A 13,284-nucleotide genomic window follows, 5' to 3' on the forward strand; every position below is an offset into this window, starting at 1 on the left:
TGTAACGCACCCCAAATAACTCGGACATAAATTCAAAAATAATTTTGTAATTATGTCTATGAAAAAGAAGAATTATTCTCAGCAAGAGAAGCTAAAGATCCTGAAGGAATGCGAAGAAAAGGGTATGAAACCAATTTTGGAAAAGTATGGTATTTATCCAACGACCTATTATTACTGGAAGCGTAAGTATTATGTGTCAGGGGAATCTGGGTTAAGCCATGGCAATAACAAAGCATCTCAGGGTCGGATTAAAGAACTTGAAAAAGAGCTCAGGGTATACAAGGAAATGTTGGCCGAGCGAGAGTTGGAAATACGATTAAAGGATGAACTGCTAAAAAAGAAGTATCCCCAGACGAAAAAATAGATTTGGCCAGGAAGTACATTGGTCTGGGGTTAAGCAAATGTCTGGTATTTAGCTTATTAAGAATCACCAAGCATCAGTATTATTATAAGTCAAAGTTAACTGATAACCGAGGTTTGAAACCAACAGAAACTACCCTCAGGATAGATTCAAAGGGTAAGTTACAGCCTATTTCGAATCAAATTGTAGTAGAAATGATGATTAACACCTTATTCTTGCCAGAGACCAGCTATGGTTACAGAGCTATGACTGCCAGCCTGCAACATGATGGCCTTATCATCAATCATAAGAAAGTTTATCGACTTATGCGGGAGTACCAAATACTTAATGACCGCAACCAAAGACCTGCCAAAAACTATGTCAAGTATCGAAGAGTGTATCCCAATCAACCTCTGGAGGTATTAGAGATGGATATTAAGTTTCAGTGGGTGAGTGAACAGGCACGTTATGCATTCATTTTGACGGTTATCGACTGTTTTACCAGAAAAGTGCTGTATTGGGAGGTTGCGTTTTCAATTAAGTCAGCCCAAGTAAAAAAGGCTTGGGAAGAGATAATTCTCAACTATCTGCAACCCTATCAAATGCTTAAAAATGATATCACCGTCGAAATAAGAAATGATAATGACACCCGATTTGCTGCCAAAGAGATTCAGACGTTTTTTAAGGAAAACTACCTTAATCAGGTATTTACTCACCCCTACACTCCACAAGAAAACGGACATATCGAAAGCTTCCATTCCATACTGGCAAGGTCGTTAAATGCCAAAGCTTTCAAAACATTAAACGAGCTAGAAAAACACCTGATGAATTTTTATAAAATATACAATAACAGCAGATTACATGGAAGCCTCGATCACCTCTCGCCAGTAATTTTCTGGAAATTGTGGAATCAAAACTTAATAGAAATGATAGAAGAACAGAACAAGCCAAAAAGATTTAATCTAAAAATTCCCCACTACCTGCTATCGGGGAATGGAAGCCTGAGGGAAGTTTCTCCCGAGCTCGAAAAGCTCACTATCAAAATGCACGGGCCCGATACACTTGATCTACTTTCGGTGCAAAGGTCACCGTCGGTCGTTTCTCCATCACAAAATTAGTATATTGCAGTACACATTAAATTAACATTTAAAAAATAGTCCGAATTTCAGGGGGCTAAACCACTAGTTTTTATCACATTAATGTGGTGCAAAATATGTCCCATCATAATTAAACCCAAAGCCCTCGCACTGAAATTGTGCGTTACGCCATTGCCTAAAAATTTACTTTGTTCTTCTGTTACGTTTTGAAATAGTAGACTTGAATTATTTCTCACCGCCTTAAATTCACCTATCAGACTTTCCATAGTTCGGTGCGTAACATCAACGTTTGATGCATACAACATGTCATCCATACTTTGCAGTGGCGTTATGTTGTCGCCTCTTAAACAAACGAGCGTGCGGTAAGCAAAAACCCGTTCTGTATCAATGATATGCATCAATACTTCTTTAATCGTCCACTTATCTATTCCATATTTGTAATCATGTTTGTCGGCTGGAATATTCTCAAAAAATTCAATTGTGTTTTCAGTATTCTTTAGAAATGTTTGTTGAAAATCTCCAAGAGGTACTAAGTCTATATAGTCTTGAAAATACGGATTATACTCTATTTTTTCTGGTTTGTCCATTTTTTGTTTTTTTGGATTTTCTTTGGGGTTTATTTTTTTATTCCTCGTCGGTCAGTTCGTTTAGTTGTTTTTCTTGCATGATTTCTCTGTGATTTATTCGAAACCAAATTAGGGATTATTTGGGAAAATTGGAAGTTTTTTGTTTAAGCAGAGTCTCCGCAGGGACTCTGTACGTTGCTTATACATTGTGCGTTTGGCTTTTCGGTGTAGTTCAGTGTTCCCTAAATGGAAGCTCTGACCTGACAAATGAGTTATTCTTTAAGCATGAGTTCGCTATTTGATGTCCATAAACTGAAATATGGATTTTTAGCATCAGTTCGTTTTAATATTAGCAAAAATGGTTTATCAAATTTCATTACTTTAGGTTTTGGCCTTTCTTCACCTCCCAATGCTGCAGCAGCAGCTTCAAATTCCGCCTCAGTTTCAATCCTTGATCCATATTCATCCAGATGAAACGCAATTCTTTGCCATGCTTTTTCAATATAAAAAGGTTCTTTGTTTGCGATGATAGTTTTACCAGTAATTGTTTTGAAGTCGTGTTCAATATTGAAGTCGAATTTTGGAATGACAATTAAATCTTCATCACTTATTGCATATTTCCATTTTTGCTTTTCATCTTTTTCTTCTTCCATGCCCAATTTTGTAAGCCTTATTAATTCATAATACATTTCAGACATAGTATTATAGTTATTACTAGACTTAAAAAGTAAAATTTCGTGTTCCTTATTTTTAGGTTGTAATTTCACTATGAAGTTGTCATCGTTCTTATAGTAACTTATGTTGATAACCTTCCACAACATATAATCAAGTCCTTTTGTTCCAAAAGAAGCTACCTTTGTATTTTCAAAAACAAGGCTGTCTTTGAAACTATTTAATTCGTGTTCAAAATTTAAGTTATTCTTAAATTCAGCTTGTACTTTAATTTTATCACCGTCAACTTGCCCGCTTGAGGAGTACTCATTTTGTTTTAATACTCCAATAAAGGATTTAGAATTATTAAGTAATGTCAAATCATCAAATTCATTTTTTACAATAATAGGTTCGTTTATAATCTTTCTTATTTCGTTCCAAGCATTCAATAATGAGACGCAATAGATTGCATTTTTATCCTTGCTGATTTTATTCTCGAGTGTTGGAATAAAGTCTGTTTTTTTATATGCAGACAAATCTTTACTACTTGAAAAATTTTTCTCAGGTAGAGAACAACTTTGTATTATTATTAAAATGCTTGCAAAAAATGCAATGTTAAGTTTATTCATAATTATCGTCATCGGAACGTTATTTGCGATGTGGCTGGTTTTGAAACTGTTCTGTCCGTAAAAAATGTTCAATAAATGTACCAAAGGTGAAGTTAAACTGCTTTGTTTAATTGATTTCAGCAGAATCTCTGCAGGGACTCTGTACGTTGCTTATTGCTAATGCCTTGTTTTTCCAGTCAAGTTCAGAGTCCCCTGATGGGAGACTCTGAAGGGACGGGAAACTTTGAAGCAACCATCTAATCCTCCAATATTTTATATATTATATTGTGCACAGGTTTTCTATTTTATTTCAATTTCAGAGATGATATTATCTTTCCATGTAAATAAAATATAGCTATTATCATTAGGATTTGTCGATTCATATTCAACTTCAAAACTACTTTCTCCTATGTCAATTGGTGTAATCGCTGATAAATAGAAATCTTTTGTCCAATCTCCGCAAAACTTGGTTTTATCTAAATTCAAACTTTTTGATTCCAGATGAATTCGTTCTGCTATTTCTTTTATATTATCAACAATTATATAGGCGGAATCAAATTGTTCTCTAAAAGGTCCGTACGAATTTCCTTCTAAAATTATTACAGTTTCCTGTAATTGTCCCGAAAGTCTAATTTCACTTGCCCAAACATAACTAATTGATGGATGTGTTTTTCTAATTCTGGATTTTAGATAACCTAATTTCGTATCCGCTATAGTTTTTTCCTTTCCGAACAAAAAGTCTTTAAATCCCATATTTGCAGATTGTAAATCTATGTTTATTTTTTCTAAACTTGTGCATAACGTTCAGGGCTTTTGGCAGGTGGGGAAATGGAATTCCTTCTGCTCAGTCTTGGTACAAATGTAGAATAAAGCTCCTAATGTACAATTAATTCCGCCGGCTCCACTTGCCACATGGACATGATTGGTGGCAGTTTGTTTATCCGACTACCTTTCCTACTGTCAATTTGCAACTCTCTGGATATGAACTTCCATTGTCCATCCAAAGTCTAAAATTCATATTATCGAATATGTCGCTCGGAATAATTTCAAAGTCTCTAATTTCAACTTCTCGTTTTAAAATACGTGGTACAATTTCGTTAATGAACCAAGAATTATGAGTTATAATTAATGATGTTTTACGACCTGTATTAGCTAATGGTGACAAAAGCAAATCGTATAACTCTTTATCATGTTTATATGACTCTGAAAAACTGTCAAAATCTAAATTATTAACCACTGAATTATCTAATGCACTTACAAAATCTCCAAGTGTGGGAATAAATTTATTTTGATAATCAGGAAGAATATGGTCTTGTTCACAAAGGTCTTTAACATTAACCGTTTTGTTGTCACCGTTTATTATTGAGTGTCCAAATATTGGAACAATCACCCTTCTAATTCCCCACATTGTATGAAGAAGTCGGTGTCGATTATCACTACAAAGTTCTTTTGTACTATCAATGAAATCATGAATTGGCAAATAGTCTTCTATTTTACCGCCTCTTCGTCTAACCGAAATTTGAGAATGGAGAATGGAATTCATAGGTATTAAAACTCTTGCAATTCGTCTTCTTCATAATCTCTTTCATCTTCTACTGATGACATTTCAGCATCATCTTGATTTTTTGGAGAAGGGGCTTCTTCATCACAATATTCTACGATGTCGTGAAAAGAAAATCCAAGAATATTCAAAAATACTTTAGCTTGTTCAGAATTAATTTCATTTGGAAAATTAAAAGAATTTTTTTTTGTAATCGTCAAATCAAATTCGGTTTTATAATAATTTTCCATTTGCTCAAACTTCTCATCATAATTTTTTGTATCAAAATTATTATCATAAAAAAAGAAATCTCTTGCATCCCAACCCTTCAAGTTTTGCATAGAAATAATATCTTGATTTATTTTTTCGGCTTTGGCTTCTTCTAATGTGTTAAAAATACTAACTACTGTACCGTTTGCATTTACATCTTCCCATGATTCATCTGTGTAGAAAAAACCTTTTTTGTGAATTACGAATTTTGCCATTTTGTTATAATTAAATTGTTCTTTTACAAATCTTGAATAGTTGATACTCAAATTGGCACCAACGAATATATTTAAGCAATACTTTTTTTGAATTCCGTAGATTTCTCAATTGACTTTGAATGAATTATTTGAATAATAGAAAAGTTCTTGCATTTAAATGGGAAGCTGCGTAAATATTTTTTTCATTATAGAGGTGTTTTTTATTTTCGCCTTTTCAAAGGTAATTTATTTTCTGTTTTTGTCAAATTATTATTTCAGTTATCACAATCCTTAATCGGACTCTTCTTTTGGTCAAATCCTTTGGTGTTTATTTGGGTGTAAATTTCAACGGTTTTTGCAGACCAATTCCTAATTTCCTTTTTTATCCAATCGCAAAGCTTCTTGCAAAACCTCCAAAATAGTACCCATAGGCAAATCCAAATTAGGATTAACTCTGAGTATCTTCATTTTGGCTCGATCGCCTTGTTCCAGTTCGGGGTGGTGGAGGCGGTTTCCTTCTACCATCAGTATATAGGGTTCTTGGGTCTTTTTGTCTACCCAAACATAACAGAATCTTTTTCCTTTGTACAAAAAGCAGGGCATTCCGTACTTAATGGTTTCAGTAATTTCGGTATTTTGAGCCAAAATAATACTCCTTAAAGCCAAAAGACAGCTTTTGTTAGGTTCATTTTGCCCCAAATAATATTTTTGTAAATCTTCAATCATAGTTTTCTAATTGAACCAATAACCACTTTGACTCTGCACAGTGTACCAACAACCAGTAACAAATAAACCAATCAACCCCCTTTATTGCACTTAACAAGTCAAAAATAATATTATTCTAGGTTTTTAAATGGATTTTCTAACCCATTTTGTTGCCTATTGAGTTTTTTGGGCTTAAATTACATTTGTTGATTAATAAGCCAAAGAATAGTACATGTCCATTAAAGTAGCCATTTCGCATAAAACTGCGTATAAGTTTGACAGGAGCGTAAAGCTGTCGCCCCATATTTTTAGATTGAGACCCGCCGCTCACTCTCGCACGCAGATTGAAGGCTATTCGTTTAAGATTTTTCCTGAGAATCATTTTATCAACTGGCAACAGGATCCGTTTGGCAATTATCAAGCCCGTGTGGTTTTTCCTGAGCCTTCCACCGAGTTACGCATTGAGGTAGAGGTGATTGCCAAGCTGCAAGTCATCAATCCCTTCGATTTTTTTGTAGAGGAATACGCCGCAAAGTTTCCTTTCAATTACGAAACCATTTTACAAAAAGAACTGACGCCTTACTTAGAAACCAAAGACGTAGGAGAGCTTACTAAGCATTTTATAGAGCAGATGTCGGTTAAAAAAGACATCAATACAGTGGATTTTTTGGTATATGCCAACCAGCAAGTTTACAATGCCCTCAAGTACAATATTCGTCTCGAAACAGGTGTTCAGACCTGTGAAGAAACACTGACGATAGGTAGCGGTTCTTGTCGTGACTTTGCCTGGCTTTTGGTGCAGGTATTGCGTAGTTTCGGACTCGCAACTCGCTTTGTGTCAGGTTATTTGGTACAGTTGACTTCAGATGTAAAATCACTCGATGGCCCATCTGGTCCAGAAGCCGACTTTACAGATTTACACGCTTGGGTAGAGGCTTATGTGCCAGGTGCAGGTTGGATTGGTTTAGATCCTACGTCTGGACTTTTCGCCAGCGAAGGCCATATTCCGCTTTGCTGCACACCCGATTATGCCAGTGCATCGCCTATAACAGGTGCGACTGATGTTTGCAATGTGTCGTTTGAGTTTGACAACAGCGTTTTCAGGATTCACGAAGACCCACGTGTAACCAAGCCTTACACCGAAGCCCAGTGGAACAAAGTGATGGAAGTGGGAGAGGTGGTAGAAAAAGACCTTATAGCAGGCGACGTAAGACTGACCATGGGCGGCGAGCCTACTTTCGTGTCGATTGACGATTTTGAATCTGCCGAATGGAATACCACTGCCGATGGCCCATTGAAACGCAAATTGGCCTATGACCTTTCTTTAAGACTAAAAAAACGCTTCGCCCATGGCGGATTGCTGCATTTTGGGCAGGGGAAATGGTATCCAGGGGAGTTGTTTCCACGTTGGCAGTATGCACTTTACTGGAGAAAAGACGGTCAGCCGATTTGGAAAAACGACGATTTGGTAGCCAAAGAGGGCGAAACCAAGTTTACGTTTCATGACGCCGAGCGGTTTGCGATAGAACTCACTAAACATTTGGGCATAGACCCCAAAAATATTTCACCTACTTACGAAGATCCCATTTATTGGGCGTTGGAAGAGGGCAAACTACCCGTGAATCTGGATCCAATGGCTGTGAATTTGAAGGATTCTGTGCAAAGGCACACACTGGCAAAACTTCTCGAAAAAGGCCTAAACAACCCATCAGGCTTTGTTTTGCCTTTGAAATGGGTACATGAAACAGGCAATTGGACGAGCTGTGTTTGGGAATTTCGACGTCAACAATGCTTTTTGATTCCCGGGAATTCACCCATTGGTTTACGTTTGCCCTTAGAATCTTTGCCCAAAAGCTCGAAAAACAAACGTGAGCAACCTGTAGAGAGGAGTCCGTTTGAGGAATTGCCTCCATTGGGTGATTTTCATACTTCACTTGCTGAAAGGTACGGCCTGGTATCACCGCCCTACAAAGCTCCCGAAACGAAAGTAAAAGACGAAGAAGAGGACGAAAAGGAGAATCTATTGTTTGAGGTAGACACCTTTACCACGGCTTTGTGTGTGGAAGAACGAGAAGGCATTATTTACGTATTTTTGCCACCGACAGACTATCTGGAGACCTATCTGGACTTGATAGCTTCGGTAGAAAATACGGCAGAAAAATTACAAATTCCTGTTAGAATAGAAGGTTACCAGCCTAAGTCTGACTACAGAATAGAGAAACTCATGGTAACGCCTGACCCAGGTGTGATAGAGGTCAATGTGCATCCGGCCAAGTCGTGGCAGGAGATTGTGGACAATACCACGGCACTTTATGAGGAGGCGTTTTTTGCTCGCTTAGGAACAGACAAATTTATGGTAGACGGCCGCCATACAGGCACGGGTGGAGGAAATCACGTGACCCTAGGAGCCTCAAAACCAGAGGATAGTCCTCTTCTGAGAAGGCCCGATTTGTTGCGGAGTTTGATAACCTACTGGCAACACCATCCGGCTTTAAGTTATCTTTTTGCTGGGCCGTTTATTGGCCCCACCAGCCAGGCTCCAAGGATTGACGAAGGCCGTGACGACCGTCTATATGAAATGGAGATAGCTTTTGAACAAATTCCTGAAGACAAAGAGGTGCCGTTTTGGATGGTAGACAGGATTTTTAGGAATCTACTGACCGACATTACAGGAAACACCCACCGCTCGGAGTTTTGTATTGATAAATTATATTCGCCAGATTCTTCAACTGGCCGATTGGGTATTTTGGAATTGCGGGCCTTTGATATGCCGCCACATAAACACATGAACTTGGTGCAAACCTTGTTGGTGCGTGCTTTGGTGGCTAAATTCTGGAAAAATCCGTATAAGAAAAAGCTGATTCGTTGGGGAACCGAACTGCATGATAGGTTCTTATTGCCGCACTTTGCCTATCTGGATATGATTGACGTGGTAAACGACCTCAAAGATGCGGGTTATGACTTCGATATATCGTGGTTTAATCCGTTTTTTGAGTTCAGGTTTCCGCACCATGGCAGCATAACGGTGGACAATATTCAGCTCGAAATCAGACTTGGAATAGAACCTTGGCACGTTTTGGGAGAAGAACTTTCGAATGCTGGAACATCAAGATTTGTGGATTCTTCGCTCGAAAGATTACAAGTGAAAGTATCTGGAATTGTGCCAGAACGCCATATTTTGCTCTGTAAAGGCTGTAGAATTCCTTTGAGAAGCACCGGCACAAAAGGCGAATATGTGGCAGGAATACGCTACAAAGCGTGGAGTCCGCCGTCTGCCTTACATCCAAATATTGGCGAAGATGTCCCTTTAGTTTTTGACATTGTAGATACCTGGAATAACCGCGTTTTAGGTGGTTGCACCTATTTTGTGACACACCCTGGCGGAAGGAGTTTTGACACTTATCCAGTAAATAGTTTTGAGGCAGAATCGAGAAAAATTAGTCGTTTCTGGGACTTTGGACATACGCCGTCGAGCACGGTAGAACAAACGGCTCCGGTGATCAATACGGCCACGGTTTCGAGATTTGTAGCTCAAAACAAAACCGATCTTTTACCCGATACGCCTATAGAATTGATCAACCCAGAGTATCCAAGTACACTGGATTTGAGGCATTATTGGAAGGCTAAGGTGTAGTTTTTTTCACCGCAAGGTCGCAAAGAAGATGAAGAAATAGAAACTTTGTGAAACTCTTTTGAGACAAAGAATTTAAACTTTGTGTCCTTCAGTGGTAAAAATGAAAACAGGCATACTAAAAATTGCAAAGCAATCCCTTTTTCAGGCTTTAAACCCGAATTTATTGGTTTTTAAACTAAAAAGGCATTAATTTGTAGAAGAACACCTATCCGATTAAATGATAAAAGATTTGTCTTTGAGCCTGCTCAATTCTTATAAAAGTGCCATAAACTCTTATGATGAGGTACTTGACCCCAAAGGTCAGGTAAAACCTTATTGGAAGAGTCTCTTTGATACATTAGAAACTGTTGGATTGGATGGTTTGGAGCTTCGAAATAAAGAAATTATTGAAAAACTTAAGGAAAACGGTGTTACCTATAATGTTTATAACTCCGAAAATGGTGCCAATAGAGCCTGGAAACTCGATCCGATTCCTTTTTTAATCCATGAAACTGAATGGAAAACGATAGAAAAAGGCATCAAACAAAGAGCTCAATTACTCGATTTGATTCTAAAAGATATTTATGGTCCTCAGAATCTAATCAAAAATGCCATTATACCAGCAGAGCTGGTTTTTGACAATACGGGCTTCATGCTGCCTTGCTTTGATTTGAAGCAAAAGTTTCAAAATCAGCTTATTATGTATGCATGCGACATGGCTCGTGGGCCGGATGGCAAGATGTGGTTGCTCGATAACCGCACACAATCGCCTTCGGGCTCGGGTTACGCTCTTGAGAACCGCACAGTGATGGCCAAGGTTTTTCCTGAGCTCAATAAAAATATTTACAGAAACAGACTCTCGCCTTATTTTAATCACCTCCAGCAAACGGTGGCTACCTTAGGCAATATTTCAAACGAAAACCCCAATGTAGTTTTTCTGACCCCCGGCCCAGGAAATGAAACCTATTTTGAGCATGTGTATTTGTCCTCTTATTTGGGATATACGCTTGTACAAGGCAGTGACCTCTTGGTTAGAGACGGATTTGTTTGGCTGAAATCGCTAGAAGGACTGGAACGCGTGGATGTAATCATTCGCCGTGTGGATGACGAATGGTGCGATCCTTTAGAACTGAGACAAAACTCACTTTTGGGAGTTCCTGGATTACTTCAAGTGATGCGAATGGGCAATGTGGCCGTTATAAATCCTCCAGGTGCCAGTGTGGTAGAAAATTACGGTTTGATGGCTTTCATGGAAAATGCCTGTAGGTTCTTGATGAATGAATCTCTCTTGATGAATTCTGTGGCAACTTGGTGGTGCGGACAACCCAAAGAATTGAACTTCGTTTTGAGCAATTTGCCGAGGTTAATCATAAAAAAAGCCAATAGAAAACAAGGTTTCAGAACTCGATATTGTCGTTTGCTTAGCAGTGCTGAATTGGAGGAGCTTCGTCAAATGATTATTCAAAATCCGAAGGAATTTGTTGCCCAAGAAGAAGTAAGCCTTTCTACAACGCCATCATTTATTGACGGTAAGTTGGAGCCGCGTTTTGCAGCTATTCGTGCATTTATGGTGTCTGATGGCTCAGACTATAAGGTTCTGCAGGGCGGGTTAACTAGAAGTTCGTCGGTAAAAGATAAGTTTGTGATTTCGAATCAACTGGGTGGGATTTCAAAAGACACTTGGATTGTAACCGACAACCCAACAGAGCATTACGAAAGGTTTGTGGTTAAGAAAAGTACCAATAGCCATCAGAACAATTCGTTGACGAGTCGCAATGCGGAGAACTTGTTTTGGGTAGGGCGTTTGTATGAGCGAACCATGTCATTGACGAGTTTTTTGAAAATAGTCTTGGACCGTCTCAACGAAAACGTAAATGACAAGGGTCAAAAACAACAGGCCTATTTGGTGGTTTTACTGAAGTCTCTAACGCATTTGACCCAAACTTATCCGGGTTTTGCTGAAGAAAATGATGATGCTATATTTGAAAATCCTGAACCTGAATTATTTAGTCTAATAAATGATACAAAGAAAGCAGGCTCAATTGCTTACAACATACAGTCGCTTCTCAATACTGCTAATCAAGTCAGCGAAAGGTGGACATCCGACACACGAAGAATCTTAAATTTGTTGGAAGATAGCCTACAGTCATTAAAAAACACGCACAGTATCAATCAGTTGAGTCACCGACTTGATAAATTATATACCAGGCTTTTTGGTTTTTATGGCAATGTTTTCGAGACCTTACCCCGCGACAATGGCTTTTATTTGTTTGAAGCAGGTAAAAATATTGAGCGGATTCTTTCCTTGATTTCCGTGCTGAGGTCTTCTTTTAGCTTTAAAAACAACGAAGAAGTAGAGTCCGTGATATTGGAAGCCGTTTTAGAAAATCACCATTTGCTTACCCAATATCGCCACATTTACAAGTCGCAGTGGAGTTTGGTGGCTGGTTTGGATATGGTTTTGTTGGAGAAAAACCTTCCTTATACCCTTTCTTCTCTCTTAGATAGGTTGAGTGATTGTCTTTCTCATTTGCCGAAATCTACGAATGCAAACAGATTAGGAATAGACGAAAAAATAGTTTTGGAGGCCAGTACCATCATAAAATTAATAGATGCTGAAAACCTAGTAAAAGTAGATAATGAAACCCAATATAGGACCGAGTTAGACAAAACATTGGAACAAGTCTATGACTTGATTTCGAAAGTAACAGGCAGTCTATCAAGTCTTTACTTTAGTCACTCTGTACTTCAGCATTCGCTATTAGATACAATAGAAAAAATAAATTCTGATGAGATATAAGCTAAGACATAAAACGGTCTATACTTATGAAGAACCTGTAGACAATTATCAAAGCGTGTTGTGTTTGCAGCCTCGTACCAAAGATTCCCAGATTTGTCACAGTTTCAACTTAGAAGTTTCGCCGAGTCCTGCAAAAATTCATACACGGACAGATTTTTTTGGAAACTCCCTAGCTTATTTTTCTTTGCACGAGCCACATCTTGAATTAAAGGTGATTTCCAATAGCGATGTAGAGGTTTTGCCGAAAATCATGCCTATAATTAGTCCTCTAACTTGTGCGGAGGTAAGACAAATGTTTGTAAATAATCGTCCGCTCAAAGTGGAGCTTTTGCAATATCAACTGCCGTCTAATTTTATTAAATGGGACGATGACATCAAAGCGTTTGGTGCCTCATGTTTACAGCCTGAAAATCAGTACTATGAAGGTGTTAGGCTACTTTGCGAAAAGATTTTTAAGGAATTTCAGTTTAAATCAGGGTTTACAACTGTCAATACTCCACTCAAAATAGTTTTGAAAGAGCGAAAGGGTGTCTGCCAAGATTTCTCGCATTTGGCCATTGCATGTTTGAGAAGTTTGGGTTTTGCAGCAAGATATGTGAGCGGATATTTGGAAACCTTGCCACCCAAAGGCAGGCCCAAACTGCAAGGGTCAGACGCATCGCATGCTTGGATTTCTGTCTATGTGCCTGACATGGGTTGGTGTGAGTTTGATCCCACCAATAACATTATTCCGGGTGAAAGACATATCGTAACCGCCTACGGAAGAGATTATGCTGACGTGGCTCCAATGAAAGGCATTGTCTTCAGTTCAGGAAGCCATAAAGTGAAGGTGGAGGTAGATGTGATTCCGGTGTGATTTAAACACATAGGCATATAGATTGCAAAGATTTTTTTTGACTT

General features: G+C 38.3%; 11 protein-coding genes. 5 read left to right on the forward strand and 6 right to left on the reverse strand.

Annotation, left to right across the window (positions count from 1 at the left end; translation table 11 throughout):
- Positions 1-52 precede the first annotated feature (52 nt).
- Positions 53-364 carry a transposase gene (locus tag EGI31_RS05635; protein ID WP_255036201.1) on the forward strand — a complete coding sequence of 104 codons (312 nt, stop codon included), beginning with the start codon at positions 53-55 and terminating at the stop codon, positions 362-364.
- A gap of 113 nt (positions 365-477) precedes the next feature.
- Positions 478-1,458 (forward strand): integrase core domain-containing protein, encoded by a 981-nt coding sequence (locus tag EGI31_RS05640; RefSeq protein ID WP_255036203.1) that lies wholly within the window; start codon positions 478-480, stop codon positions 1,456-1,458.
- Between the two features lie 47 nt (positions 1,459-1,505).
- Here EGI31_RS05640 and EGI31_RS05645 read toward each other — a convergent pair whose 3' ends face one another.
- From EGI31_RS05645 to EGI31_RS05670, 6 genes are all read right to left on the reverse strand, one after another.
- Complete coding sequence (locus tag EGI31_RS05645) at positions 1,506-2,024, reverse strand: DinB family protein (protein WP_255036204.1); 519 nt, start codon at positions 2,022-2,024, stop codon at positions 1,506-1,508.
- 251 nt (positions 2,025-2,275) lie between these two features.
- Positions 2,276-3,283, reverse strand: coding sequence for a hypothetical protein (locus EGI31_RS05650; protein WP_255036205.1), 1,008 nt, complete (start codon positions 3,281-3,283; stop codon positions 2,276-2,278).
- Between the two features lie 279 nt (positions 3,284-3,562).
- Positions 3,563-4,015: a hypothetical protein gene (locus tag EGI31_RS05655; RefSeq protein WP_255036206.1), complete on the reverse strand. Its 453-nt coding sequence runs from the start codon at positions 4,013-4,015 to the stop codon at positions 3,563-3,565.
- A gap of 184 nt (positions 4,016-4,199) precedes the next feature.
- Complete coding sequence (locus EGI31_RS05660) at positions 4,200-4,805, reverse strand: DUF6915 family protein (protein WP_255036208.1); 606 nt, start codon at positions 4,803-4,805, stop codon at positions 4,200-4,202.
- Between the two features lie 5 nt (positions 4,806-4,810).
- Complete coding sequence (locus EGI31_RS05665; RefSeq protein WP_255036209.1) at positions 4,811-5,287, reverse strand: hypothetical protein; 477 nt, start codon at positions 5,285-5,287, stop codon at positions 4,811-4,813.
- A 348-nt stretch (positions 5,288-5,635) separates the two neighbouring features.
- The gene (locus EGI31_RS05670) at positions 5,636-5,992 is read right to left on the reverse strand and encodes a DUF1801 domain-containing protein (protein ID WP_255036210.1); all 357 of its coding nucleotides are present in this window, start codon (positions 5,990-5,992) and stop codon (positions 5,636-5,638) included.
- Between the two features lie 211 nt (positions 5,993-6,203).
- Between EGI31_RS05670 and EGI31_RS05675 the strand changes: the two genes are divergently transcribed.
- From EGI31_RS05675 to EGI31_RS05685, 3 genes are all read left to right on the forward strand, one after another.
- Positions 6,204-9,605 (forward strand): transglutaminase family protein, encoded by a 3,402-nt coding sequence (locus EGI31_RS05675; RefSeq protein WP_255036211.1) that lies wholly within the window; start codon positions 6,204-6,206, stop codon positions 9,603-9,605.
- Positions 9,606-9,822: 217 nt separating this feature from the next.
- Positions 9,823-12,384, forward strand: a complete 2,562-nt coding sequence (locus EGI31_RS05680) for a circularly permuted type 2 ATP-grasp protein (protein ID WP_255036212.1) — start codon at positions 9,823-9,825, stop codon at positions 12,382-12,384.
- Positions 12,374-13,240 carry a transglutaminase family protein gene (locus EGI31_RS05685; RefSeq protein WP_255036213.1) on the forward strand — a complete coding sequence of 289 codons (867 nt, stop codon included), beginning with the start codon at positions 12,374-12,376 and terminating at the stop codon, positions 13,238-13,240. The genes EGI31_RS05680 and EGI31_RS05685 overlap by 11 nt, the downstream gene beginning before the upstream one ends.
- Positions 13,241-13,284: the final 44 nt, after the last annotated feature.

This window comes from Lacihabitans soyangensis (assembly GCF_024343775.1).
Classification (GTDB): domain Bacteria; phylum Bacteroidota; class Bacteroidia; order Cytophagales; family Spirosomataceae; genus Leadbetterella; species Leadbetterella soyangensis.

Bases quoted from the DNA above. Each gene is read 5' to 3' on its own strand.
- EGI31_RS05655 (WP_255036206.1), bottom strand. From the start codon at position 4,015: ATGGGATTTAAAGACTTTTTGTTCGGAAAGGAAAAAACTATAGCGGAT.
- EGI31_RS05685 (WP_255036213.1), top strand. From the start codon at position 12,374: ATGAGATATAAGCTAAGACATAAAACGGTCTATACTTATGAAGAACCT.
- EGI31_RS05670 (WP_255036210.1), bottom strand. From the start codon at position 5,992: ATGATTGAAGATTTACAAAAATATTATTTGGGGCAAAATGAACCTAAC.
- EGI31_RS05665 (WP_255036209.1), bottom strand. From the start codon at position 5,287: ATGGCAAAATTCGTAATTCACAAAAAAGGTTTTTTCTACACAGATGAA.
- EGI31_RS05660 (WP_255036208.1), bottom strand. From the start codon at position 4,805: ATGAATTCCATTCTCCATTCTCAAATTTCGGTTAGACGAAGAGGCGGT.
- EGI31_RS05675 (WP_255036211.1), top strand. From the start codon at position 6,204: ATGTCCATTAAAGTAGCCATTTCGCATAAAACTGCGTATAAGTTTGAC.
- EGI31_RS05645 (WP_255036204.1), bottom strand. From the start codon at position 2,024: ATGGACAAACCAGAAAAAATAGAGTATAATCCGTATTTTCAAGACTAT.
- EGI31_RS05635 (WP_255036201.1), top strand. From the start codon at position 53: ATGTCTATGAAAAAGAAGAATTATTCTCAGCAAGAGAAGCTAAAGATC.
- EGI31_RS05680 (WP_255036212.1), top strand. From the start codon at position 9,823: ATGATAAAAGATTTGTCTTTGAGCCTGCTCAATTCTTATAAAAGTGCC.
- EGI31_RS05650 (WP_255036205.1), bottom strand. From the start codon at position 3,283: ATGAATAAACTTAACATTGCATTTTTTGCAAGCATTTTAATAATAATA.